This window comes from Streptomyces sp. NPDC028907 (assembly GCF_055564995.1).
On the sequence record NZ_JBVHVE010000004.1, the window covers coordinates 596,220 to 618,796 of the forward strand.

22 protein-coding genes are annotated in these 22,577 nt (G+C 70.7%); 9 read left to right on the forward strand and 13 right to left on the reverse strand.

Annotated elements, in window-relative coordinates; genetic code table 11:
* The first annotated feature begins 395 nt into the window (after positions 1 to 395).
* Entirely contained in the window at positions 396 to 647 is a 252-nt protein-coding gene (locus ACZ4UU_RS15330; protein ID WP_468040019.1) for a hypothetical protein, read from the forward strand.
* Between the two features lie 3 nt (positions 648 to 650).
* Here ACZ4UU_RS15330 and ACZ4UU_RS15335 read toward each other — a convergent pair whose 3' ends face one another.
* Together ACZ4UU_RS15335 and ACZ4UU_RS15340 are read right to left on the reverse strand one after the other, a co-directional pair.
* The gene (locus tag ACZ4UU_RS15335; protein ID WP_468040020.1) at positions 651 to 1,319 is read right to left on the reverse strand and encodes an RDD family protein; all 669 of its coding nucleotides are present in this window, start codon (positions 1,317 to 1,319) and stop codon (positions 651 to 653) included.
* A gap of 89 nt (positions 1,320 to 1,408) precedes the next feature.
* Positions 1,409 to 2,953 carry an RDD family protein gene (locus ACZ4UU_RS15340; protein ID WP_468040022.1) on the reverse strand — a complete coding sequence of 515 codons (1,545 nt, stop codon included), beginning with the start codon at positions 2,951 to 2,953 and terminating at the stop codon, positions 1,409 to 1,411.
* Positions 2,954 to 3,262: 309 nt separating this feature from the next.
* On the opposite strand from ACZ4UU_RS15340, the gene ACZ4UU_RS15345 reads away from it, so the two are divergent.
* Entirely contained in the window at positions 3,263 to 3,676 is a 414-nt protein-coding gene (locus ACZ4UU_RS15345) for an SsgA family sporulation/cell division regulator (RefSeq protein ID WP_468040023.1), read from the forward strand.
* A 10-nt stretch (positions 3,677 to 3,686) separates the two neighbouring features.
* On the opposite strand, the gene ACZ4UU_RS15350 is transcribed toward ACZ4UU_RS15345, so the two are convergent.
* Positions 3,687 to 5,093 carry an FAD-binding oxidoreductase gene (locus ACZ4UU_RS15350; protein WP_468040024.1) on the reverse strand — a complete coding sequence of 469 codons (1,407 nt, stop codon included), beginning with the start codon at positions 5,091 to 5,093 and terminating at the stop codon, positions 3,687 to 3,689.
* Positions 5,094 to 5,196: 103 nt separating this feature from the next.
* On the opposite strand from ACZ4UU_RS15350, the gene ACZ4UU_RS15355 reads away from it, so the two are divergent.
* The gene (locus tag ACZ4UU_RS15355) at positions 5,197 to 6,726 is read left to right on the forward strand and encodes a tetratricopeptide repeat protein (RefSeq protein ID WP_468040026.1); all 1,530 of its coding nucleotides are present in this window, start codon (positions 5,197 to 5,199) and stop codon (positions 6,724 to 6,726) included.
* A gap of 144 nt (positions 6,727 to 6,870) precedes the next feature.
* On the opposite strand, the gene hppD is transcribed toward ACZ4UU_RS15355, so the two are convergent.
* A complete protein-coding gene (gene hppD / locus ACZ4UU_RS15360; RefSeq protein WP_468040027.1) occupies positions 6,871 to 8,016 on the reverse strand; it encodes a 4-hydroxyphenylpyruvate dioxygenase in 1,146 nt (381 codons plus the stop codon).
* A gap of 128 nt (positions 8,017 to 8,144) precedes the next feature.
* On the opposite strand from hppD, the gene ACZ4UU_RS15365 reads away from it, so the two are divergent.
* The 5 genes from ACZ4UU_RS15365 to ACZ4UU_RS15385 are packed head-to-tail and all read left to right on the forward strand — an operon-like array spanning position 8,145 to position 12,390.
* Positions 8,145 to 8,624 carry an Lrp/AsnC family transcriptional regulator gene (locus ACZ4UU_RS15365; protein WP_468040029.1) on the forward strand — a complete coding sequence of 160 codons (480 nt, stop codon included), beginning with the start codon at positions 8,145 to 8,147 and terminating at the stop codon, positions 8,622 to 8,624.
* 35 nt (positions 8,625 to 8,659) lie between these two features.
* Positions 8,660 to 9,307 (forward strand): ABC transporter permease, encoded by a 648-nt coding sequence (locus tag ACZ4UU_RS15370; protein WP_468040030.1) that lies wholly within the window; start codon positions 8,660 to 8,662, stop codon positions 9,305 to 9,307.
* On the forward strand, positions 9,300 to 10,565 hold the full coding sequence (locus tag ACZ4UU_RS15375; protein ID WP_468040032.1) for a betaine/proline/choline family ABC transporter ATP-binding protein: 1,266 nt from the start codon (positions 9,300 to 9,302) through the stop codon (positions 10,563 to 10,565). The genes ACZ4UU_RS15370 and ACZ4UU_RS15375 overlap by 8 nt, the downstream gene beginning before the upstream one ends.
* A gap of 59 nt (positions 10,566 to 10,624) precedes the next feature.
* Positions 10,625 to 11,434, forward strand: coding sequence for an ABC transporter permease (locus tag ACZ4UU_RS15380; protein WP_468040234.1), 810 nt, complete (start codon positions 10,625 to 10,627; stop codon positions 11,432 to 11,434).
* Entirely contained in the window at positions 11,431 to 12,390 is a 960-nt protein-coding gene (locus tag ACZ4UU_RS15385; RefSeq protein WP_468040033.1) for a glycine betaine ABC transporter substrate-binding protein, read from the forward strand. Before ACZ4UU_RS15380 ends, ACZ4UU_RS15385 begins: the two co-directional genes overlap by 4 nt.
* Before the next feature lie 112 nt (positions 12,391 to 12,502).
* Here ACZ4UU_RS15385 and ACZ4UU_RS15390 read toward each other — a convergent pair whose 3' ends face one another.
* The 8 genes from ACZ4UU_RS15390 to ACZ4UU_RS15425 form a co-directional block, all read right to left on the reverse strand.
* Entirely contained in the window at positions 12,503 to 13,294 is a 792-nt protein-coding gene (locus tag ACZ4UU_RS15390) for a S16 family serine protease (protein ID WP_468040034.1), read from the reverse strand.
* Between the two features lie 66 nt (positions 13,295 to 13,360).
* A complete protein-coding gene (gene menC / locus ACZ4UU_RS15395; RefSeq protein WP_468040035.1) occupies positions 13,361 to 14,470 on the reverse strand; it encodes an o-succinylbenzoate synthase in 1,110 nt (369 codons plus the stop codon).
* A complete protein-coding gene (locus tag ACZ4UU_RS15400; protein ID WP_468040037.1) occupies positions 14,467 to 15,240 on the reverse strand; it encodes a chorismate synthase in 774 nt (257 codons plus the stop codon). The genes menC and ACZ4UU_RS15400 overlap by 4 nt, the downstream gene beginning before the upstream one ends.
* Positions 15,241 to 15,289: 49 nt before the next feature.
* Positions 15,290 to 15,931, reverse strand: a complete 642-nt coding sequence (locus tag ACZ4UU_RS15405; RefSeq protein WP_468040039.1) for an IclR family transcriptional regulator — start codon at positions 15,929 to 15,931, stop codon at positions 15,290 to 15,292.
* A gap of 381 nt (positions 15,932 to 16,312) precedes the next feature.
* Positions 16,313 to 18,106 carry a DEAD/DEAH box helicase gene (locus tag ACZ4UU_RS15410; RefSeq protein WP_468040040.1) on the reverse strand — a complete coding sequence of 598 codons (1,794 nt, stop codon included), beginning with the start codon at positions 18,104 to 18,106 and terminating at the stop codon, positions 16,313 to 16,315.
* A gap of 121 nt (positions 18,107 to 18,227) precedes the next feature.
* The gene (locus tag ACZ4UU_RS15415; RefSeq protein ID WP_468040042.1) at positions 18,228 to 18,596 is read right to left on the reverse strand and encodes a type II toxin-antitoxin system death-on-curing family toxin; all 369 of its coding nucleotides are present in this window, start codon (positions 18,594 to 18,596) and stop codon (positions 18,228 to 18,230) included.
* The gene (locus ACZ4UU_RS15420) at positions 18,596 to 18,793 is read right to left on the reverse strand and encodes a hypothetical protein (RefSeq protein ID WP_468040043.1); all 198 of its coding nucleotides are present in this window, start codon (positions 18,791 to 18,793) and stop codon (positions 18,596 to 18,598) included. Before ACZ4UU_RS15420 ends, ACZ4UU_RS15415 begins: the two co-directional genes overlap by 1 nt.
* A gap of 32 nt (positions 18,794 to 18,825) precedes the next feature.
* Complete coding sequence (locus ACZ4UU_RS15425) at positions 18,826 to 20,280, reverse strand: MFS transporter (RefSeq protein WP_468040045.1); 1,455 nt, start codon at positions 20,278 to 20,280, stop codon at positions 18,826 to 18,828.
* 327 nt (positions 20,281 to 20,607) lie between these two features.
* On the opposite strand from ACZ4UU_RS15425, the gene ACZ4UU_RS15430 reads away from it, so the two are divergent.
* Positions 20,608 to 21,270 (forward strand): neutral zinc metallopeptidase, encoded by a 663-nt coding sequence (locus ACZ4UU_RS15430; protein ID WP_468040047.1) that lies wholly within the window; start codon positions 20,608 to 20,610, stop codon positions 21,268 to 21,270.
* A gap of 27 nt (positions 21,271 to 21,297) precedes the next feature.
* Here ACZ4UU_RS15430 and ACZ4UU_RS15435 read toward each other — a convergent pair whose 3' ends face one another.
* Positions 21,298 to 22,521: an SUKH-4 family immunity protein gene (locus ACZ4UU_RS15435; protein WP_468040048.1), complete on the reverse strand. Its 1,224-nt coding sequence runs from the start codon at positions 22,519 to 22,521 to the stop codon at positions 21,298 to 21,300.
* Positions 22,522 to 22,577 lie beyond the last annotated feature (56 nt).

A 22,577-nucleotide genomic window follows, 5' to 3' on the forward strand; every position in this document is an offset into this window, starting at 1 on the left:
CTTCCTCCCCCGCGTCCGGGCGCGCGGAAGGAAGGGTTCCTGGTCCTGGAGGTTCCGCGGGCACCTGATCAACGCGTGTAGTCAAGTGACGACATTTGACTAGAGGTTAAGCAGAAAAAACAGACCTTGACTTGGACAGGTCAATTGCACTATGCGGAGCTGATGTTCATTTAGCGGACAACTACCTTTCGGTGACGGGCGCGTTGCGCTGTCCACCTGTTGGACGAGATGACTCCGTGCGCCCCCCGTGCACCGGCACTGTTGGTTAGGTCACGCTTACGGTTTGTTCCTCTCGGGCATGCACGCGGTTAGAGTCGGATGGCGGAACGCCCGGACGTCGGCGGAAAGCCAGGCCGAGACCCCCGTGCACCCCTGATTCCGAGGACACGATGATCATGCCTCGTCCGACTGCCGCACAGCTCGCTTACGGCTCGTGCACCGTGATCTTCTCGACGCTCGCCATGCTGCTGCTGTCACAGACGAGTTCGGGTGTGGGGATCGCGGTCATCGCCGTCGCGGCGCTTCTGCTCGGGCTGCTGGTCGCCATGACGGTGCCCATGCCGAGGAAGCCCCGCGTGGTGGCGGTCCGCAAGCCCGCTCCCACCGAACGCGAACAGGCGGAGGAACCCGTACTGACGCAGTCCTGACGCTCAGTTGCCGGTGCTGACGACAACCGTCTTCGCCGCCTTGTCGTGCAGGCCCTGTTTGTAGGGCTTGTCGAAGAAGCTCCAGCCGCCGCAGATCACGGTCCAGATGCAGGCGCAGCAGAACGCGAACGGGATCCACAGCACCGCCGCCCGGATCAGCGAGGCCTGCACGGACGGAGTGGCGCCGTTGTCGAGGTTGGCCGTGCGCATGTTGAGCAGCTTCTTGCCGAGCGTCTGCCCGGTCCTGGCGGTCATGACGGTGTCGTAGCCGATGAACAGCACGGCGGCGACCAGCGACTGTACGAAGGACTTGCCGTACTCCACCTGATCGGTGTCCACGTCGTACTCGGTGACGCCGAATCCCCAGGTGAGCAGCCAGACGACGACGCCCACCAGGATCATGTCGATGATGCGGGCCAGCGTGCGCTTGCCGCTGTCGGCGAGCGGCGGCATACCGGCGAGGGGGTCGGCGGGCCCGCCTCCGCCGCCGTACGGGTCACCGCCGTAGGGCCCGCCGCCGTAGGGACCGCCACCATAGGGCGGGGGTTGGCCGCCGTACGGTGGCTGGTCACCGTACGGCGAACCCGAGCCCTCGGACGGCGGGGGCTGCTTCCTGAACGGATCGTCTTCCGGGGGTTGCTGACCGGAGCCGGGAGGCGGTTCGCTGCTCATGGCCCGAGTCGACCGCGAACCGTCCGGCTTCGCATCCGGCACGGGGCCGTCCGGGGTACGGAATCTTCCGGGCCGTTCGCGGTACGCGGTCAGCCCGCGACGAACGTACGCGCCGCCTTGTCGTGCCAGCACTGGTGCCAGGGCCGGTCGAACACGCACCACAGCACGCCGACGACGCCTACGACGAGCAGGCCGGGGATGCTGTAGACGAGCCAGCGCTTCAGGGCCGCGCCGAACTCCGGCGGTTCGTGGGCCTCGATGTCCCGCACCTCCAGGCCGAGCACCTTCTTGCCCAGCGTGCGGCCCCACTTGACGGTGGGCAGGACCTCGTAGGCCACGCCGAACAGGAGCAGGACGGCCAGGATGATGCCGAGGTAGACCGACGTGGTGCCGTCGAGCAGCCACACGGTGACCGTCTCACCGGACAGCTTGGCCGAGTCGATCTTGCCGTTGACGTGGTCGAGCGCCTTGGTGCCGAGCGGTACGGCGGCCACCGCGGTGACGGCGGCCAGGACGACGGTGTCCAGCAGCCGTGCGGCCAGCCGCTTGCCCAGACCCGCGGGGCGGGCCGCGGCCTGACGCATCGCGGCCGCCTGGAACGGGTCCAGGGTCGGGGGCTTCCACGGGGCGACCGGCTGGTCGTCGCCGGGGCCCGCGAGCCGGTGGACCTGCTGTGCCCAGGAGGACTGGCCGCCGCCGACACCCGACGTCATGGGCGCGCCGGAGGCGGCTGCCGCGGGCTGCGGGCCGCCCGACTGCTGGGGGATGCTCGGGGCGGCCGCCTGCTGGGCCTGCTGCGGGCCGGAGAGGGCCGCGGGAGAGGTGCCGGCCGCCTGGGCTGCGGCCGCGGCTCCGGCGGCCGTCTGCGCCTGTCCCTGGGCCACGGCGGCCCGTTCGGCGGCCGCCTTCCCGGCGCCGAAGCCCGGGCCCTGCGGGGCGCCGGCCGCGGAGTCCGTACGTGCGGCGCCCGATCCGGCGGACGCGCCCGTGCTTCCGCCCTGCGCCCCCGTGCGCGGGGACACCGCGCGGATGGCCATGGTGCCGTCGGCGGGGGCGGGGCCCCCGGGGCTGGGGATGCCGGCGCCGGAGGACTGCGCCGCGCCCGGTACGGGCCGACGGATCATGAACGTGTCCCCGGAGGCGACGCCCCCGGAGTCCGCGTCCGGCTCGGCGGGCGGGACGGTGGCCGTTTGGTCGGTGCCGGCGGCCGGCCCGTCCGGCTGGGCCGCCGCGCGCGGGTCCCGCGGTTCCGTCTCCTGCTGGGCGCCCCAGGACACGCGGTGGTCCTGGTCGCCGCCGAAGCCGGCCTGGTGGGCGGGGTCGGCGCCCCACGCGGACGCCGGCTCCGGGCGGCTGCCGTGCTGGGCCTGGCCCGAAGCGGGTTCCCGCGCCGGGTCCTCGTCGAAGAAGTGCGGGCCGGTCTCCTCGACCGAGGCGGCCGGGGCAGCGGCGGGCCCGTCCGGGTTGGCGCCCGGCGGCGGGGCGAGCGGTTCGCCGTCCGTCGGCGCCGGACGGCTGGTGCCCGGCACCCAGGAGGCACCGTTCCAGTACCGGACATATCCAGGAATGGACGGGTCCGGGTAATACCCTTCGCGGGGCCTGTCGTCACCGGGGGCCGGGGTTGGGGCGCTCATGTCCGTCGTCCGGTATCTGCTCGTGGGTCAAATTGGGGCCTCCACATCTATCAGACCGACGCAACAAGCACTGCCCGTCCCGTAGGACCCACTCCTTTCCGGGCAACCTCGTACACGTACTTCACACGAGCGGAACCCGGCCGCCGGACGGCTCGGAGCAGGGCCTGGGCCGGGGCTGGGCCAGGGCTGGGGGGCAGGTGGGGAAAAAGTTCCGGGAACTCGCGTAATGATCCGTGGCCCTGCTCCCTCTCCACTCGTACGGGCCCACTCCCAGGGCTCGAACGAGTCACGAGAGAGGACACGGACGCCATGCATCACACCGTCGTGGAACGCGAGCTGGAGCTGCGGCTCGTTCTGTCGCCCGAGCGGAGCATTCCCGTGCCGGCGCGGCTGAGCTATCACAGTGACGATCCGTACGCCGTGCACGTCGCCTTTCACATCAACTCCGACCACCCGGTCCACTGGACCTTCTCCCGCGATCTGCTCGTGGAGGGGGTGTTCCGGCCGAGTGGGCACGGGGACGTACGCGTGTGGCCGACGAAGGTGGACGGGCGCAGCCTGGTGCTCATGGGGCTGAGCTCGCCCGACGGGGACGCGCTGCTGGAGGCGCCGGCGGCACCGGTGTCGGCCTGGCTGGAGCGGACGTTGCGGCTGGTGCCGCCGGGGGCCGAGGGCGACCAGCTGGGGATCGACGACGCGCTCGACCAGCTGCTCGCCCAGTGAGCCCCGCCGGTCAGAACAGCTTGCCCGGGTTCAGGATGCCCAGCGGGTCGAAGACCTGCTTGATGCCGCGCTGCAACTCGATCCCGACCGGGCCGATCTCCCGCGCCAGCCACTCCTTCTTCAGGACGCCCACGCCGTGCTCGCCGGTGATCGTGCCGCCGAGTTCCAGGCCGAGCGCCATGATCTCGTCGAAGGACTCGCGGGCGCGCCGGGACTCGTCGGCGTCGGTCGCGTCGAAGCAGACGGTGGGGTGCGTGTTGCCGTCGCCGGCGTGGGCGACCACGCCGATGGTGAGCTGGTGCTTCTCGGCGATCCGCTCGACGCCCTCGATCAGGTCGGCGAGCCGCGACCGGGGCACGCACACGTCGTCGATCATCGTCACGCCCCGCACGGCTTCGAGCGCGGTGAGGGACAACCGCCTTGCCTGGAGCAGCAGTTCGGACTCGGCCGCGTCGTCCGCCGGGACCACCTGGGTGGCGCCGGCCGCCTCGCACAGCGCGCCGACGGCCGCGAGGTCGGTGGCGGGGTCCGGGGTGTCGAAGGCGGCCAGGAGGAGGGCCTCGGTCGTCTCCGGCAGTCCCATGTTCGCGATGTCGTTGACCGCCTTGACCGTCGTACGGTCCATCAGTTCCAGCAGCGACGGGACGTGCCCGCCCTCCATGATCCGGCACACCGCGTCACAGGCGGCCGCCGCGGTCGCGAACTCGGCGGCCAGCACCAGCTGCTGCGGCGGCTGCGGCTTCAGCGCCAGGACGGCCCGTACGACGATGCCGAGCGAGCCCTCGGAGCCGACGAACAGACGGGTCATGTCGTATCCGGCGACGCCCTTGGCCGTGCGGCGGCCGGTGGTCATCAGGCGGCCGTCGGCCAACACCACCTCCAGCCCCAGGACGTACTCCGCCGTCACCCCGTACTTCACACAGCACAGGCCGCCGGAGGCCGTGCCGATGTTGCCGCCGATGGTGCACATCTCCCAGCTGGAGGGGTCCGGCGGGTAGTACAGGCCGTGTTCGCCCACCGCGCGGGAGAGCGTGGCGTTGATGACGCCGGGCTCGACGACGGCGATGCGGTCGACCGGGTTGATCTCCAGGATGCGGTCCATCCTGGTCAGGGACAGCACGATGCAGCCGTCGGAGGCGTTGGCGCCGCCCGACAGGCCCGTGCGGGCGCCCTGCGGGACGACCGGGACGCGCAGCTCGGTGGCGGTGCGCATGACGTGCTGGACCTCTTCGACGGTGCGCGGCAGCACGACCACGGCGGGGGCGCCGGCCGGGCAGAAGCTGGCCATGTCGTTGGCGTAGGAGGCCGTGATGTCGGGGTCGGTGAGGACGGCCTCGGCGGGCAGGCCCACGAGCAGCCGCTCGGTGAGGTCACCCCGGGCCTGGTCGGGTGCGGCTTCGATACGGCTCATGATCACAGCGTGACACCCGGGGCCATCGGTGTGAACCCCATGTAGGGCAGCCGGGGTCGGACGGGTGTGGTCGTCGTATTGACTCAAGGTTTCACGCACAGTGATCGCCATGGAGAACAGCGCCCCGAAGAACGCCGGGTCTGTGAACACCGGGTCCGCGAACAGCGGCTTGGAGAACGCCGGGACCGAGAACGACGGGTCCGAGAACGACGCGTCGAAGGAGCGGCAGGGCACGCCGGACCGCCGCCCGCGCAAACGGCTGCGCGTGCTGATCGCCTCCGTCGCGGGGTGTGCCGTGCTCGGCGGGGTGCTGACGCTGCTGCCGTGGGAGCCGGGCGGGACGCGGGCGGCGCCGCCGGCACCGGGGGCGCAGGCACTGGCCGCCGTGACCACGGGGGTGACCGCGGCGCTGCCCGATCTGGCGGTGCTGATCGACGAGCGCGAGACCCACCTGCGGACCCATCCCAAGGACGCCCGGGCGTGGGCGGTGCTGGGGGCGGCGTACGTGGAACAGGGGCGGCGGACCGCGAACCCGGCGAACTACCCGAAGGCCGAGAAGGCGCTGCGGGCGTCGCTGCGGGTGCGGGAGCGCAACGCCGAGGCGATGGACGGCATGGCGGCGCTGGCGAACGCGCGGCGTGACTTCCATGCGGCGCGGACGTGGAGCGAGGCGGCGCTGAAGGTCGACCGGAAGCGGTGGACGACGTATCCGCTGCTGATCGAGGCGCAGACCGGGATGGGTGACTACAAGGCCGCCAAGCGGAGCCTGGACCGGCTGCTGAAGCTGCGCTCGGGACCGGCGGTGCAGGCCCGGGCGGCGGCCCTCTACCGCGACCGGGGCTGGCGGGAGGACGCGGCGGCGGCCCTCTCCGACGCGGCGGCGGCCGCCGAGGTCCCGGCCGAGCGGGCGGCGTATCTCGAACGGGCCGGGCAACTCGCCTGGGAACGCGGTGACCTGGCGGCGGCGCTGCGCCACTTCCAGGAGGCGGTACGCCTCGACCCCGACCAGCGGGCCGCGCTCGCCGGGCAGGGGCGGACGCTGGCGGCACTGGGCCGCTCGACGGAGGCGCTGAACGCGTACCGGGTGGCCCTCGCCAAGCAGCCGTTGCCCGAGTACGCCCTGGAACTGGGCGAGTTGTACGAGTCACTGGGGCTGGGGCAGGCGGCGCGCGTGCAGTACGACCTGCTGCGCGAGCGGGCGGCGCGGGCCGCGGCCGGCGGGGTGGACGAGGAGCTGGTGCTGGGCCTCTTCGAGGCGGACCACGGCGACACGGAGATGGCCGTGCGGCGGCTCAGGGTCGAGTGGCGCCGGCAGCCGGGGATCGCGGTGGCCGACGCGCTGGGGTGGGCGCTGCACCGGGCCGGGGAGGACAAGGAGGCGCTGAAGTTCGCCCGGCGGGCGACCGACCGGCAGAAGGGGGGCGGGGTGCGCAGCGCGCTGTACGCCTATCACCGGGGGATGATCGAGCGGTCGCTGGAGATGGCGGGGCCCGCGCGACGGCACCTGGAGGAGGCGCTGCGGATCAATCCGCACTTCTCGCCGACGCGGGTGCCGCTGGCAGAGGCGGCGTTGGAGGAGCTCGGGGAGCCGTCGGTCCAGGACGTACCGGACATGGACGCCAAGCCGCGGCGGAAGTGACCCGGGGCTTTCGGCCCGGCCATGGGGTCGTGCGGGCGCCCCGTGACGCCCGCACGACTGGAGAGGCCCGAGCGGGCCGACATGGGTTGCGATTTCTACGAACTCACGGGCCGCGCCCAGGCCGCAGATGTTGCCGCGCAGGCCTCAGAGGTTGCCGCGCTTGGCCTGCTCCCGCTCGATCGCCTCGAACAGGGCCTTGAAGTTGCCCTTGCCGAAGCCCATGGAGCCGTGGCGTTCGATGATCTCGAAGAAGACGGTCGGACGGTCCTGGACCGGCTTGGTGAAGATCTGCAGCAGATAGCCGTCCTCGTCGCGGTCGGCGAGGATCTTCAGCTCGCGCAGGGTCTCGACGGGCACGCGGGTGTCGCCGACCCACTCGCCGAGGGTGTCGTAGTACGAGTCCGGGGTGTCGAGGAACTGCACACCGGCCGCGCGCATCGTCCGGACCGTCGCCACGATGTCGTTCGTGTTGAGCGCGATGTGCTGGACGCCCGCGCCGCCGTAGAACTCCAGGTACTCGTCGATCTGGGACTTCTTCTTGGCGATGGCGGGCTCGTTGATCGGGAACTTGACCTTGAGCGTGCCGTCGGCCACGACCTTCGACATCAGCGCGCTGTACTCGGTCGCGATGTCGTCGCCGACGAACTCCTTCATGTTCGTGAAGCCCATGACCTTGTTGTAGAAGCCGACCCATTCGTTCATCCGGCCGAGTTCGACGTTGCCGACGCAGTGGTCGATGGCCTGGAAGGTGCGCTGGGCGGGCGGTTCGACCATCGGCTGCGCGGCGACGTAGCCGGGCAGGTACGGGCCGTCGTAGCCGTTGCGCTCGACGAGCGTGTGACGGGTCTCGCCGTAGGTCGCGATGGCGGCCAGGACGACGGTGCCGTGCTCGTCCTTCAGCTCGTACGGCTCGGTGACGGACGTGGCGCCGTGCTCCAGCGCGTACGCGTACGCCCGGCGCGCGTCCGGGACCTCGATGGCGAGGTCGACGACGCCGTCGCCGTGCTCGGCCACGTGCTGGGCGAGGAAGTGGCCCCAGGTGGTGGCGGGCTTGATGACGGAGGTGAGGACGAAACGGGCGGAGCCGTTCTCCAGCACGTAGCTCGCGGTCTCGCGGCTGCCGTTCTCCGGTCCGGAGTAGGCCACGAGGCGCATGCCGAAGGCGGTCGAGTAGTAGTGCGCCGCCTGCTTGGCGTTGCCCACGGCGAAGACGACCGCGTCCATTCCCTTGACCGGGAAGGGGTCGGCCTGCCGGGCGGTGTCGGGAGTGTGGTGTGTGGTCTGCGTCATAGGCGCAGCCTCACCCCGGTACGGCAAGGTGCGCAATAGATTGGATTCCAGCTGGACAATCTGCTCAGCACCTGACCCGCTTCGGCGGGCTTTCTGTACAGGATGACCAACCCCATCGGGAGGCTGCCGTGGCGATCGATCATCTGGACGGACGGATCATCGTGCTGCTGGCGCGGGAGCCGCGGATCGGGGTGCTGGAGATGTCCCGGCGGCTGGGCGTGGCCCGCGGGACCGTGCAGGCACGACTCGACCGGCTTCAGTCGAACGGAGTCATCCGCGGGTTCGGTCCCGAAGTCGATCCCGCGGCACTCGGGTATCCGGTCACCGCCTTCGCCACGCTGCAGATCCGGCAGGGGCAAGGGGCCGACGTACGGGCGCACTTGGCGACCGTGCCGGAGGTGCTGGAGCTGCACACCACCACCGGGACCGGGGACATGATGTGCCGTCTCGTGGCGCGTTCCAACGCCGATCTCCAGCGGGTGATCGACCGGGTTGTCGGTTTCGATGGGATCGTCCGGGCCTCTACCGCGATCGTGATGGAGAACCCCGTTCCGCTGCGGATCATCCCGCTGGTGGAGCAGGCGGCGGAGGACCGGGAGAACAGCTAGGTCGTGTGGCCCGTGACCCGGTGGGGTGAGTCCGAGTGAGCTTCTGGGAGTACCTGGGCAACCGCCACCAGCAGCTGTTCGCCGACGCCCTGCAGCACGCCAGTGCCGTCTTCCAGTGCATGGTGGTGGCGACCCTGCTCGGGGTGCTGATCGGTGTGGTCACTTATCGCAGCGAGTGGGCCGGCAACTTCGCCACCCTGTCCACCTCGGGCATTCTGACCATCCCGTCGCTCGCCATGATCGGTCTGCTCATTCCGATCGTGGGGCTGGGCGTAGCGCCCACGGTGATCACTCTGACCCTGTACGGCCTGCTGCCGATCGTGCGCAACGCGATCGTCGGGCTGCGCGGTGTCGACCCGAACCTGGTGGACGCGGCCCGGGGAATCGGGATGTCCCGGCTCGCGCGGTTGCTGAGGGTGGAGCTGCCACTGGCGTGGCCGCCGATCCTGACCGGTATCCGGGTCTCGACGCAGATGCTGATGGGCATCGCGGCCATCGCGGCGTACGCGTCGGGCCCCGGGCTCGGCAATGTGATCTTCCGCGGTCTGGCCTCGCTGGGCAGCGCGAACGCGCTCAACCAGGTACTCGCCGGCACGCTGGGGATCATCGTCCTGGCGCTGCTGTTCGACGCCGCGTACGTCCTTGTCGGGCGGCTGACCATTCCCAGGGGGATCCGTGTCTGAGTACGGCAGCACCGCCGACGCCCCCGCCGGTGAGCATCACGGCGCCTCCATCGAGCTGGAGAACCTGACGAAGCGGTATCCGGGCAGCCCGCAGCCGGCCGTGGACAACGTGAACATGGAGATCAAGGCGGGCGAGGTGGTCATCTTCGTCGGCCCTTCCGGGTGCGGAAAGTCGACGACGCTCAAGATGATCAACCGGCTGATCGAACCGACCGGTGGCCGGATCCGCATCGGCGGCGAGGACGTCACCGACATCGACCCGGTGAAGCTGCGCCGCAAGGTCGGCTACGCGATCCAGTCCGCCGGCCTCTTCCCGCACATGACGGTCGCCCAGAACATCGCGCTGGTGCCGAAGATGATCGGCTGGTCCAAGGCACGGATCCGGGACCGGGTCGAGGAGTTGCTCGACCTGGTCGGCCTCGACCCCGGGGAGTTCCACGGCCGCTATCCGCGTCAGCTCTCCGGTGGCCAGCAGCAACGCGTGGGGGTGGCGAGGGCGCTGGCCGCCGATCCGCCCGTGCTGCTGATGGACGAGCCGTTCGGGGCCGTCGACCCGATCACCCGCGATCACCTCCAGGACGAGTTGATCAGGTTGCAGCACGAGCTGCACAAGACGATCGTCTTCGTCACCCACGACTTCGACGAGGCGATCAAGCTCGGTGACCGGATCGCCGTGCTGCGCGAACGGTCCCACATCGCCCAGTTCGACACCCCCGAGGCGATCCTCACCAACCCGACGGACGACTTCGTGTCCGGGTTCGTGGGCGCCGGGGCGGCGCTGAAGCGGCTGAACCTGACCCGGGTGCGGGATGTGGAGATCACCGACTACCCGACGGTGACCGTCGACGACCCGCTCCAGGAGATCTTCAACCGGCTCCGGTCCAGCGGCACCAACGAGATCCTGCTGCTGGACAAGCGCCGGCGGCCGTACAAGTGGCTGCGGCGCGGTGACCTGATGCGGGCCAGGGGCTCGCTGGCGCGGGCCGGGACGCTGGTGCACGACACGGTGACCCGGGACGCCACGCTGCGGGACGCCCTGGAGGCGGTCCTCATCGACAACGCGGGACGGGTCGCGGTGACCGGGCGGCGCGGTGAGTACACGGGCGTCGTCGACATGGAGACGCTGATCAACTCGGTGCACGAACTGCTGGAGGCGGACCGTCTTGAGGCGCTGGAGGCCCAGCACGACCTGGAGGAGACACGGGCCGACCTGACGCACGCCGAGCAGGAGGGCGACGGAGGGGAGAGGAAGGCGTGAGCAGCCCCGAGGCTCCGAGGACGGGGGCAGCGGCGCCGGAGGAGACCGACGCGGCCGACGTGACCGGCGTGACCAACACGCCCTCCTCCGCCTCCGCCTCCTCCCCCACCGCCGGGAAGCCCCCGCGCCGGAAGCTGAGCTGGCAGAAGCTCACCTTCGTGCCGACCCTGCTGGTGGCGATGCTGCTGGCGACCTGGCTGTGGTTCCAGCAGGCCGACCTGGACGCGGTGTCCGAGAACGCGCTGTCGAACGGCCAGGTCTCCAAGGCGCTGTGGCAGCACGTCGAGCTCACGGTGATCTCCACGTTCTTCGTGCTGATCATCGCGATCCCGCTGGGGATCCTGCTCACCCGGCGCGCGTTCCGGAAGGCGACCCCGGTGGCACTGGCGTTCGCCAACATGGGCCAGGCGACCCCGGCGATCGGTCTTCTCGCCCTGCTGGTGATCTGGCTCGGCATCGGCCGGAAGGCCGCCCTGATCGCCCTGATCGGCATGATCGCCTACGCCGTCCTGCCGGTGCTGTCCAACACGATCGCCGGCCTCAAGGCCAACGACCCGACGCTGCTGGAGGCGGCGCGCGGCATCGGCATGTCCCCCACGGGGGTGCTGACCCGGGTGGAACTGCCGCTCGCGGTCCCGCTGATCCTGGCAGGCGTCCGCACGGCCCTGGTCCTGAACGTCGGTACGGCCACCCTGGCCGTCTTCGGCGGGGGCGGCGGCCTGGGCGTGCTGATCACGGCCGGCATCACCAACCAGCGCATGCCGGTGCTGGTGCTGGGCTCCGTCCTCACGGTCGCCCTCGCCCTGCTGGTGGACTGGCTGGCGTCACTGGCGGAAGTGCTGCTGCGGCCACGGGGGTTGGAGACATGAGGCGCGGGACGAGCGTGCTACTGACCGCGGCGCTGCTGGCGGCCTCGGGGTGCGGCCTGACCAGCGGCTCCCCCATGGCCGACGACGTGCGGCCCGGCACGATCGGGCGGGGCGAGCCGCTCAAGGGGGCCGAGCTGACGGTGACGTCCAAGTCGTTCACCGAGCAGCTGATCCTCGGCGCGATCATGGGCATCGCCTTCCAGGCGGCCGGCGCGGAGGTGGTCGACCGCACCGGCATCCAGGGGTCCATCGGCAGCCGGGAGGCGGTGCGGAAGGGGGAGGCCGACGCCGGCTACGAGTACACGGGCACGGCCTGGATCACATACCTGGGCCGCAGCGAGCCGATCCCCGACCCGCACGCGCAGTGGGAGGCGGTACGCAAGGAGGACGCGAGGAACGGGGTGACCTGGCTGGCGCCCTCCGCTCTGAACAACACCTACGCCCTGGCGATGAACCAGGCCAACCACCGCAAGTACCGCACGAACACCCTGTCCGAGGTCGCCGCGCTGTCGAAGTCCGACCCCGGCGCGGTGACCCTGTGCGTCGAGGTCGAGTTCGCCAACCGCGCGGACGGGCTGCCGGGCATGGAGAAGGCGTACGGCATGGACCTGCCGGCGAAGAGCGTCACCCAGATGGACACCGGGATCATCTACACCCAGGTCGCGAAGGGCAGTTGCGTCTACGGCGAGGTCTTCACGACGGACGGCCGCATCAAGTCGATGAACCTCGTGGTCATGGACGACGACAAGAAGTTCTTCCCCAACTACAACGCCGCCCCCATGATCAACACCAAGACCCTCAAGAAATGGCCGGCCATCCCGGCGGTCCTCGACCCGATCAGCAAGAAGCTGAACAACTCCGTGGCTCAGGACCTGAACGCCAAGGTGGACGTGGACGGGGAGGATCCGCATCAGGTGGCGTTGGACTGGATGAAGGAGGAGGGGTTCGTGAAGTAGAGCGGTTCCATCACCTGCGGATGCGGTTGCAGTCCACCCTGCGGCGCGACGGACGCCCCGGAGCACGGCAAGGGCCGCTGCGGCTCGCCACCACGAGGCCGGCGTTGAACCCCTAGCAGCTGGGGACGGATCCCTTCCCCGACTCCAAGGCCCCCAGGGCGTTCACCGCCCCCTTCAACGTGGTCACCGGGATGAGGCGCAGGCCCTTCGGGAGTTCCGCCTTCGCGTCGGAGCACTCCGCCTTCGGGACGAGGAAGACCGTGGCGCCGTCGCGCCTGGCCGCCTGGGTCTTCAGGGAGACTCCGCCGACCGCGCCTACCTTGCCGGCGGCGTCGATCGTGCCGGTGCCGGCGATGGTGCGGCCGCCGGTGAGGTCGCCGCCGGCGCCGTCGCCGTTCAGCTTGTCGATGATGCCGAGGGAGAAGAGGAGGCCGGCGCTGGGGCCGCCCACGTCCGCGAGGGTGAGGGTGACCTTGACGTTCTTGTCGTTCAGGTCCAGGTGGTTCAGCGCGGCCTCGGTCGCGGCGTCCTGGGACTTCTTCATCTGCTCGGTGTTGTACTGCTCGATCTCCCGGGTGCTCCGCCCGCTCGGATAGACCGAGTCACGCGGCATGACCGCCTGCTCCGTGCTGAACCAGGCGTCGAGCACGTCGCCGAACCGCACGTCCGTGTCGGGGGACGTCGCCTCGATGGTCGTCATACGCAGCTCACCGCTCGTGTCCCGGACCGGCGCACCGGAGATCGTGATCACCGGCTCGCCCTTGTTCTCGCCCAGGACGTCCGCCGTCAGGCCGGGCTGCGTCAGCGAGAACGGCAGTGGCGCGAAGGCCGCCGTGGCGAGCAGGGCCGCGACCGGCAGAGCGCAGACGGCGACGGCCCGGGGGCGCGTGAGACGAGAGAACACGGGATCAATCTAACGTGGCGACGGAATCCGGCCGGGTGCAGGTCGGAGCTGCCCAGCATGCCCCGTTCAGATCACATACAGGTCTCGGCGTTCCTCGGTGCAGCGCCGCAGCACCTCCGGCAGCGGCTCCACCCCGATCCCCGGCGACCGCGGGACCGGAAGGTGCCCGTCCACCAGTACGAACGGCTCCGTGACGTCCTCGGCGAAGTAGCGGCTGGACGCCGAGGTGTCGCCGGGGAGCGTGAAGCCGGGCAGGGCCGCCAGAGCCAGGTTGGGGGCGCGGCCGATGCCGGTCTCCAGCATGCCCCCGCACCACACCGGCACCCCGTGCGCCGACGCCACGTCATGGACCCGCCGCGCCTCCAGGTGTCCCCCGACCCGCGCCGGCTTCACGTTCACCACCCGGCACGCGTCCATCGCGATGGCGGACGCGGTGTCACGGGCGTTGTGCAGGGACTCGTCCAGGCAGACGGGGGTCGCGATGCGCTGCTGGAGGCGGGCGTGGGCGTACAGGTCGTTCTCCCCCAGCGGCTCCTCGATCAGCAGCAGCCCGAACTCGTCGAGGCGCCGCAGATGCTCGGCGTCCGCGAGCGTGTACGCCGTGTTCGCGTCGACCTGGAGCGGCAGGTCCGCCCCGAAGCGCGCCCGTACGGCCCGTACGGGTTCGAGGTCCCACCCCGGCTCGATCTTCAGTTTGATCCGCACATAGCCCTCGGCGAGATAGCCCTCGACGGCGTCCAGCAACTCGCCGACCGTCCGGTGGATCCCGACCGACACCCCCGCCGGCACCCGCTCCCGCACCGCCCCGAGGTACGTGGCCAGCGGCATCCCGTACGACCGCAGTTCCGCGTCGAGGACGGCCGTCTCCAGCGCCGCCTTCGCCAGCTCGTGCCCCTTGATCCCGGCCGTCGCGGGCGCGAGGTGGGCCGCGGTGAGCACGGGGAGCGCTGCGACGCGCGGCAGCAGGAAGTCACGCAGCACGATCTCCGCGCCGGCCACGAACTCGGAGCAGTACAGCGGCTCGGGGTCGCCCGCGAACTCCGACCAGCCCTCGGCGGAGTCCGTGACGACGTGCAGCAGGAAGGTGTCCTTCGTCGTCATGGTGCCGAAGGACGTACGGAAGGGGCTGACCAGCGGAATCGCGACGTGGACCAGCTCGACGCGTTCGAGTTTCACGAGGCTGCCTCCCGACGGGTGAGCGTGTACCAGCCGTCCCGGGACATACCCGTCGCGAGGAAGCCGTCGGCGAAGGCCTTCGTGAACACCTCCCGCACGGCCCGCCGCCAGCGCAGCGCCAGTTCGGGATCGGCGGCCCGCAGCGCCACTATGTCGTCCGGCACCCGGCACCAGACGTACCGGTCGGAGAGGTCGCGGCGGGCGAGAGGGCCGCCGTCGGGGGCGGCGTGGGTGGTGGGCGCGGCCTCGCGGTCACCGGGTCCGCCGGCGCCCTCGTCCCGCGCCGGCTCGATCAGGTCCCAGGTCACCGCCAGCCGGTCGGTTTCGTCGCCGTCGTTCACACCGTCGGCCATCGGGCCGTAGAAGTCGACGAGGTACTCGGTGCCCGCGGCGCCCAGCTTGACGAAGTTGAACCGCGCGTTGCGCCCGGCCAACGGATCGAAGGTCCAGCGCATGCTCCGGGCACCCTGCTCCAGGGCCCACTCCCGCTGAGCGAACTTGAGATGGCTCCCGAGCCCCCGGTCGGCGGCCGTGAGCATGGAGTACGTCTCTTTGGACGCGGGCGGCCCGAACACCGCGACGGACGCCCCGACCAGCTTCGTCCCGTCGTACGCGGCATGAACCGCCCCACCCGCGTGGGCGATGCTGTGCAGCGTCTCGGGCAGCAGGGGCGGTGCGCTGCGGGGCGTCCGCCATACGTCACTGAAGTAGTCGGCAACAGCGGCGAACCCGGCGGGCTCGTGGACGGTGCGGATGCTCAGCGAGGTCATGACACGAGTGTCGGAGGTGGTTCAGGGCCCTGCCTAGTGCACGTACGCGTCAGCGCAACGCCTCCGCCACCTCCCGTGCCGCGTCCACGACCCGCGGCCCCACCCGCTCCGGCACCGCGTCGGTCAGCATCACCACTCCCACGCTGCCCTCGACGCCCGTGACCCCGATCAGCGGCGCGGCCGCCCCGCTCGCTCCCGCCTCCAACTCCCCGTGGGTCAGGGTGTATCCGGGGTCGTCCAGCGGCTGCTGCCGGGCGGCGAGGATGGCCCGGCCCGCGGCACCGCGGTCCAGGGGGTGCCGGAAACCGGCCCGATAGGCCACGTGATAGTCCGTCCACGTCGGTTCGACCACGGCGACGGCCAGCGCCTCCGTGCCGTCCACCAGCGTCAGATGGGCCGTCGCCCCTATGTCCTCGGCGAGCGAGCGCAGCGCGGGCAGCGCGGCCTCCCGTACGAGCGGGTGCACCTGGCGGCCCAGGCGCAGCACGCCGAGCCCGACCCGGGCGCGGCCGCCCAGATCACGGCGTACGAGTGCGTGCTGTTCCAGCGTGGCGAGCAGCCGGTACACAACGGTCCGGTTCACGCCCAGTTTGTTGGATAGCTCGGTGACGGTCAGCCCGTGGTCCGTGTCGGCCAGCAGCTTGAGGACGCGCAGTCCCCGGTCGAGCGTCTGAGAGGTCTCCGCGGTCACGACGCCCACTCCTTAGTGGTGAGGTCGGCAGCCCCCTCGCGGCGGATGCGTCACCGAGTCCCGTCAGTGACGCGCTTCAGAGGCCGCCGATCGGCCGGCGGCTCGGAGTGTCCGAACCGCGTCGCTTCACGGCTGCGCTCCGCGGCGGCGCTGCCACGGGGCGTGTGCGTAGCGGGACATTAGCGAAGCCGGTTCGCTGAGCGGAAGGCTCCGTCCAGAATCCGGTCAGCGGCCGGTACGGACCACGCCGGGTTTGCCCTGATGCGCACGGTGCGTGCAGCGCTTTTCAGGGGCGCGGGGCTGTATCCACTTTGCTGCCGCGCCGCGTGGGCGCGAGCAGCCCCCACCGGCCCGCAGTCGGCATACGACCTGCCGAACCGCTCACTTCATCCGCGTAGCCCACTCCTGCACCTTGGCAATGCGCTGCCGCAACTGCCCCGCCGTCGCCTCCGCGCTCGGCGGCCCGCCGCACACACGCCGCAGCTCGGTGTGGATCACCCCGTGCGGCTTCCCGCTCTGATGGACGTACGCGCTGACCATCGTGTTGAGCTGCTTGCGGAGCTCCATCATCTCCTTGTGGGAGACGACGGGCCGCCGCTCGGCGGGCAGCTCCAGCAGGTCGGCCTCGGCGTCCGGCTTCTTGCGGCTGTGGGCGATCTGCCGGGCCTGCCGCTTCTGGAGGAGCAGCTGGACCTGATCGGGCTCCAGCAGCCCGGGGATCCCGAGGTAGTCCTGCTCCTCCTCGCTCCCCGGGTGGGCCTGCATGCCGAACTCGGCACCGTCGTAGAGGACCCGGTCGAAGACGGCCTCGGACTCCAGCGCCTCGAACGAGAACTGCTCCTGCTCGCCGGTGTCCTCGTCCTGCTCCTTGTTCGCCTCCTCCATCTCCTTCTCGGATTCGGCGTACGGGTCCTCCTCGCCCTCCTTCTTCGGCTTGTCGAGGGCGTGGTCGCGCTCGACCTCCATCTCGTTGGCGAAGGTGAGGAGGTCGGGGACGGTCGGGAGGAAGACGGAGGCGGTCTCACCGCGCCGGCGTGAACGCACGAAACGTCCGACGGCCTGCGCGAAGAAGAGCGGCGTGGAGATGGTGGTGGCGTAGACGCCGACGGCGAGCCGCGGGACGTCGACGCCCTCCGACACCATCCGCACCGCGACCATCCACCGGTCGTTGTTGCCGCTGAAGTCGTCGATCCGCTTGGACGCGCCGGCGTCGTCGGAGAGGACGAGGGTCGCCTTGCTGCCGGTGATCTCGCGGATCAGCTTGGCGTAGGCGCGCGCGGAGTCCTGGTCGGAGGCGATGACGAGGGCACCGGCGTCCGGGATGCCCTTCCTGACCTCGGTCAGCCGCTGGTCGGCGGCGCGCAGCACGCTCGGCATCCACTCACCGCGCGGATCGAGGGCGGTACGCCAGGCCTGGCTGATCGCGTCCTTGGTCATCGGCTCGCCGAGCCGGGCGGCGATCTCGTCGCCCGCCTTCGTCCGCCAGCGCATGTTGCCGCTGTAGGAGAGGAAGATGACGGGCCGCACGACGTGGTCGGCGAGCGCGTTGCCGTAGCCGTAGGTGTAGTCGGCGGCGGACCGCCGGATCCCGTCGTTCCCCTCCTCGTACGTGACGAAGGGGATGGGGTTGGTGTCGGACCGGAACGGCGTACCGGTGAGCGCGAGCCGGCGCGTGGCGGGCTCGAAGGCCTCCAGGCAGGCCTCGCCCCACGACTTGCTGTCGCCCGCGTGATGGATCTCGTCGAGGATCACGAGCGTCTTGCGCTGCTCGACCCGGTTGCGGTGCAGCATGGGCCGCACACCGACACCGGCGTATGTCACGGCGACGCCCTGGTAGTCCTTGCCGAGCGGCCCCGCGCTGTACTCGGGGTCGAGCTTGATGCCTATCCGCGCGGCCGCCTCGGCCCACTGCTTCTTCAGATGCTCGGTCGGCGCGACCACGGTCACCTGCTGCACGACATGGTGGTGCAGCAGCCAGGACGCCAGCGTCAGGGCGAAGGTCGTCTTCCCGGCGCCGGGCGTGGCGACCGCGAGGAAGTCACGCGGCTGCTCCTGGATGTACTTCTCCATCGCCCCCTGCTGCCAGGCACGCAGCTTGCTGGCGGTGCCCCAGGGGGCGCGGCCGGGGAAGGCGGGGGACAGGTGGTGCGAGGAGGAGGCGGCGGTGGTAGTCACGGTCTCCGAAAGGGGTAGGGCGGCTCGGCTGGGTATGACAACCGGGCCACCCTACCGGCGGGGTGGTGGGGGCACGGCGCCGACTGGGCAGGGTCGCCCCTGGGTGGGATCGAGGTCACACTCAGCGCGCGAAGCGCGGCAACTGGGCTGCGGTCTTGGGCACGTCCAGCGCGCCCTGACAGACGTCCAGCACGAACCGTTCGGCGTCGTCCACGTCGAAGTTCGAGTCCAGAGGGTGTCCGTTCATGTGCAGGAGGACCCAGGTCGCGTACCAGGCGATGCGCTTGTTCCCGTCGACGAGTGCACGGTTGCGGGCGAGGGACTCCATCAGCGCGGCCGCTTTCTGCCATACGTCCGGGTAGGCGTCCTGCCCGAACACGCTCGACTGTGGACGCGCCAGTGCGGAATCCAGCAGTCCGTAGTCGCGCACCTCGTCCGCCCCGAGTCGCTGCGCCAGATTCAGCAGCTCGGGCAGAGTGAGGTGGTGCATCAGGCGAGCCTCCGGTTCAGTTCGGCGCTGGCCTTCAGCACGTGCTCGGCAGCCTCGTCGAACAGCCGTGAGTGCTCGTTCACGGCCGCGATCACGGCGTCGTGCGCGAAGGCCTGCATGCTTCGCCCTTCCGCCGCCGCGCGCTCACGCAGCGCGTCGAGCTCTTCGTCCGAAAAACGCAGGTTCAGTCCAGCCATGCCTCGACGGTACTATGCGGTACCACTCGGTGTCACCGGATCTCCTCACGCAGCCGCGTAGTCACCCAAGCTCCCACCAACGCCACCCCCGCCATCGGCAGGAACACCGCGGCGAACGCCCCCGGATGCGCACCGGACGCCCCCGTGACCGCATGGCTCACCGTGCCGCCCCCCAGCGCCGCGAACGCGGCGCCGCCCGCGGCCAGCAGGATCACGTTGGAGAGCGCGTCGGAGATCTGCAGCGCCGCCGAGTTCGTGCCCGCCTCCTCGGGCGCGGAGAGCTGAAGCAGCAGCACGCTGGTCGAGGAGATCACCAGCCCCATCCCGAAGCACCCGAACGCCCACGCCACGGCGAGTGTCCAGGCCGGCACGGAGTCGATCAGCACGCTCGGCGCGGCGGCGACGGACGCCGCGACCAGCACCATTCCCAGCGTCATCAGACGTTCCCGGTACGGCTCCGCCCGCGGCCGCGACTGCACCCACGACCCCAGCGCCCACGTCCCGCCGCCCGCCGCGAGCGAGAATCCGGCCAGCGTCGGCGACAGCCCCCGCTGGGTGACCAGCATCAACGGCACGAAGGACTCGGCCGCGATGAACGACCCCGCGGCGACCCCGCGCAGCAGCACCACCGACGGCAGCCCGCGCGCCGCCCGGTACGTGCCGCGCGGGAGCAGCCCGAGTACGGCCGGCACCAGGAGCGCGACGCCTGCGACGGCGGGGACGAGGGAGAGCCACCGCAGGTCCTGGGCGGCGTACTGCAACAGCCCGGCGCCGAGGGAGATACCGAGGGCGAGCCGGATCCGCCGCCGGTCGAAGGAGGCGCTGCCCGCCGAACCGTCGACCGGCCCCGCCGCCCGCCGCCGTATCTGCGGCAGCGCGAGCGCGAGCGGGAACACCACGAGCACGGGGATCCCGACGAACACCCAGCGCCAGCCCAGATGCTCGGTCACGGCCCCGGACGCCAGCGGTCCCACGATCGACGGCACGACCCAGCTCGCCGCGAACGCCGCCATGATCGCCGGCCGCAGCCGCTCGGGGTAGGCCCGCCCGACGACGACATACAGGGCGACGATCACCAGCCCGCCGCCCAGCCCCTGTACGGCCCGACCGAGGATGAACAGCCACATGGCCCCCGCCGTCCCGGACAGCAGCAGCCCGGCCCCGAAGGAAGCGATCCCGGCCGTCAGCGCCCCGAGCGGCCCCCGCCGGTCCGACCACTGCCCCGCGAGCACCATCCCGAAGAGACTGGTGGTGAAGTACCCCGAGAACGCGAAGGCGTACAACGACACCCCGTCCAGCTCCCGCGCCGCCACCGGCATCGCCGTCCCGACCGCGGTCGCCTCGAAGGCGATGAGCAGCACGACGGAGACGATCCCGACGCTGAGGGCCCGATAGGCCCTGCTCAGCACGGTCTCCTCGGCTTCGGGGACCAGGGGGACGTCGGCTGTCTTCGTGACATCGGCGTCACGCGGTTCAAGGGCGGTCATGGCCGCCAGCGTAAGGGCCGCAACCGACTTTGACCCCTGTCGGAAGACGGGCTCCGCCCTGCGACCTTGGTCGTACGACCGAGGCTCCCATGAACGCGGTGCGCCACCACCGAAGTTACGTGGGTTCGCGTCCCGCCATGGCCTCCGCACACCTGCCGACGCCCGGCAGCGACCTCGAGATCACCGCTCCCCACTGCGGATGCGCCCCACGAACGCGGGGTGTTGAATGGATATCAGCGTCCGCCGCGTCCACCGCGCGCCCTCGCGATTCGCGATTCGGGATCGGCAATCGACGCCGAAACTTCGTCATGCCGTTCGAGGTCAGCCATGAGCAGGACATTCCGGATGCGCATCTGCGCGGCAGTGATCACGCCGATATTGCTCGTCAGCGGAGGTTACGCATACGGCGCGCCCGCGCAATACGGCGACCCGATGCAGGAGGACATAGACGCGGCGGTGCAGGGCGTGGACGAGTTCTGGAAGAAGCATTGGTCGGATTACTTCACCGGAAGCTACACCCCGCCCCAGGTGTTGGGCCTGTACGACGGCACGGCGGTGGACGCGCCCACCTGCGACGGCGTCCCGCTGGAGGCGGGCAATGCGCTCTACTGCCCGTCGGAGGACTTCCTCGCGTGGGACGTCGGTCTGATGAAAGAGGGTTACGCGACCGGCGACAGTTACGTGTATTTCGTCGTCGCCCATGAGTGGGGACACGCGATACAGAGCCGGCTCGACGTCACACTGCAGGAAGTCTCCACGGAACTACAGGCCGACTGTCTCGCCGGAGCGGAACTCCAGGGCGCCCAGGACGACGAATCGATCGTCTTCGAGGAAGGGGATGCCGCCGAACTGGAGCAGGCGATACACAGTGTTTCCGATCAGCTTCCCTGGACCAAACCAGAAGACCACGGGGACGCCGACCAGCGGACCAAGGCCTTCGTCCGCGGCCTGGACGGCGGCGTCAACGCCTGTCTCCCCCTGACGGCCTAGGAAGGCGTCGCGGTCGGCCGATGCCCGTCACCACGCCCCGCCCACCGACTCGAAGACCCCGCTCGCCTCGTCCTGGAACACCTCCGTCCAGTAGTGCCGGCCGTCGTCGGCCCGGGTGCCGGTGGGGTCGACCGCCGACAGGACCTGGAGCATCGTGATGGCCAGCTGGTCGTAGGTGTCGGGGGTCGTCAGCTCGCGGCCGGACTCCTCGTCGATCGCCTGCTCGCGGTGGAGCAGCCAGAGCGTGAAGGCGAGGGTCGAGACGTCGGTGTTCAGCGGGAACAGTCTCGCCTCGGGCTCGCTCCAGTTCAGCACCGCGCCCGTCCCGCCGTCGATGACCAGGCTGTTGTCCTCGACGAGATGGCCGAGGCGTATCAAGCGGCCGGCCCCGGCGGGGAGTTCGTCGGCCCACTCCTCGTCGGCGTAGTACTCGGCCAGTGTCTGCAGCGGCACGTCCGTGTCCAGCGAGAACAGGAAGCCGTTCTCCGGGAGGCCCACCTCGCGCAGGAAGCGACGGGTCGGCTCGTGTGCGAGCGTGGCGGGGAAGTCGACCTCCTCGAAGCGCACCACCTTGCCCTGCCCGAACTCCTGGTCCAGCAGGCGCGAGGGCAGGTCCAGGGCCAGCCCCGACGCCCCGGCCCGGCCCGCCACCAGCGCCAGGGGACGGATCAGCGCGGCCATCTTCCAGAACGGCGCCGGATCGCCGTCCGTGCCCTCCTCGAACACGGCCAGCAGGTGCTGCGAGGCCTCCGCGACCGCCTTCGGGCCGTACCGGCCCACGTAGGACGCGAACTGGCCGCGCAGGCCCGCCAGTTCGTCCGTCGCCTCGGCGAACCGGACCAGTGTCCGCAGCGACGGCGCGAGCGCACGGCGGTCCATCAGGTCGGGGCGGTCGTACAGGAGGTACGTCGTCGAGATCTCGCCCGTCGCCCCGTCCAGCAGGACCGACTCCGTCTCCAGCCCGCCGGGGCCGAGCAGTCCGCCTATCACCAGCTGGTCCCGCAGCTCCGCCGTCAGCCGGTCGCCCGGATCACCCGTCGTCTGCGCCACGGTCCGCAGGACCTCGCGGCCCGTGCGGCCTTCCCGGTCCTCCCGGCAGAGCTCCGCGAAGCTCAACACGCCGCTGTCGCAGGGCAGTCCGGGGCCCGTCAGCCAGCGCCGCGTCTCCGCGTGCGTGACGTACGGCCCCAGCTCGGCCTCGGTCAGGATGATCGCCGTATCACCGGCGTGTGTCGTGATCGTCGTGCTCATGGCTCCCCCGCATGCGCTTGCTCACCGCCCCAGGGCAGGACACGGCCGACCGACCG

Coding starts and splice junctions, on each gene's coding strand:
- ACZ4UU_RS15330 (WP_468040019.1), top strand. CDS start 396: ATGCCTCGTCCGACTGCCGCACAGCTCGCTTACGGCTCGTGCACCGTG.
- ACZ4UU_RS15335 (WP_468040020.1), bottom strand. CDS start 1,319: ATGAGCAGCGAACCGCCTCCCGGCTCCGGTCAGCAACCCCCGGAAGAC.
- ACZ4UU_RS15340 (WP_468040022.1), bottom strand. CDS start 2,953: ATGAGCGCCCCAACCCCGGCCCCCGGTGACGACAGGCCCCGCGAAGGG.
- ACZ4UU_RS15345 (WP_468040023.1), top strand. CDS start 3,263: ATGCATCACACCGTCGTGGAACGCGAGCTGGAGCTGCGGCTCGTTCTG.
- ACZ4UU_RS15355 (WP_468040026.1), top strand. CDS start 5,197: ATGGAGAACAGCGCCCCGAAGAACGCCGGGTCTGTGAACACCGGGTCC.
- hppD (WP_468040027.1), bottom strand. CDS start 8,016: ATGACGCAGACCACACACCACACTCCCGACACCGCCCGGCAGGCCGAC.
- ACZ4UU_RS15385 (WP_468040033.1), top strand. CDS start 11,431: ATGAGGCGCGGGACGAGCGTGCTACTGACCGCGGCGCTGCTGGCGGCC.
- ACZ4UU_RS15400 (WP_468040037.1), bottom strand. CDS start 15,240: ATGACCTCGCTGAGCATCCGCACCGTCCACGAGCCCGCCGGGTTCGCC.
- ACZ4UU_RS15415 (WP_468040042.1), bottom strand. CDS start 18,596: ATGCACCACCTCACTCTGCCCGAGCTGCTGAATCTGGCGCAGCGACTC.
- ACZ4UU_RS15420 (WP_468040043.1), bottom strand. CDS start 18,793: ATGGCTGGACTGAACCTGCGTTTTTCGGACGAAGAGCTCGACGCGCTG.
- ACZ4UU_RS15425 (WP_468040045.1), bottom strand. CDS start 20,280: ATGACCGCCCTTGAACCGCGTGACGCCGATGTCACGAAGACAGCCGAC.
- ACZ4UU_RS15430 (WP_468040047.1), top strand. CDS start 20,608: ATGAGCAGGACATTCCGGATGCGCATCTGCGCGGCAGTGATCACGCCG.
- ACZ4UU_RS15435 (WP_468040048.1), bottom strand. CDS start 22,521: ATGAGCACGACGATCACGACACACGCCGGTGATACGGCGATCATCCTG.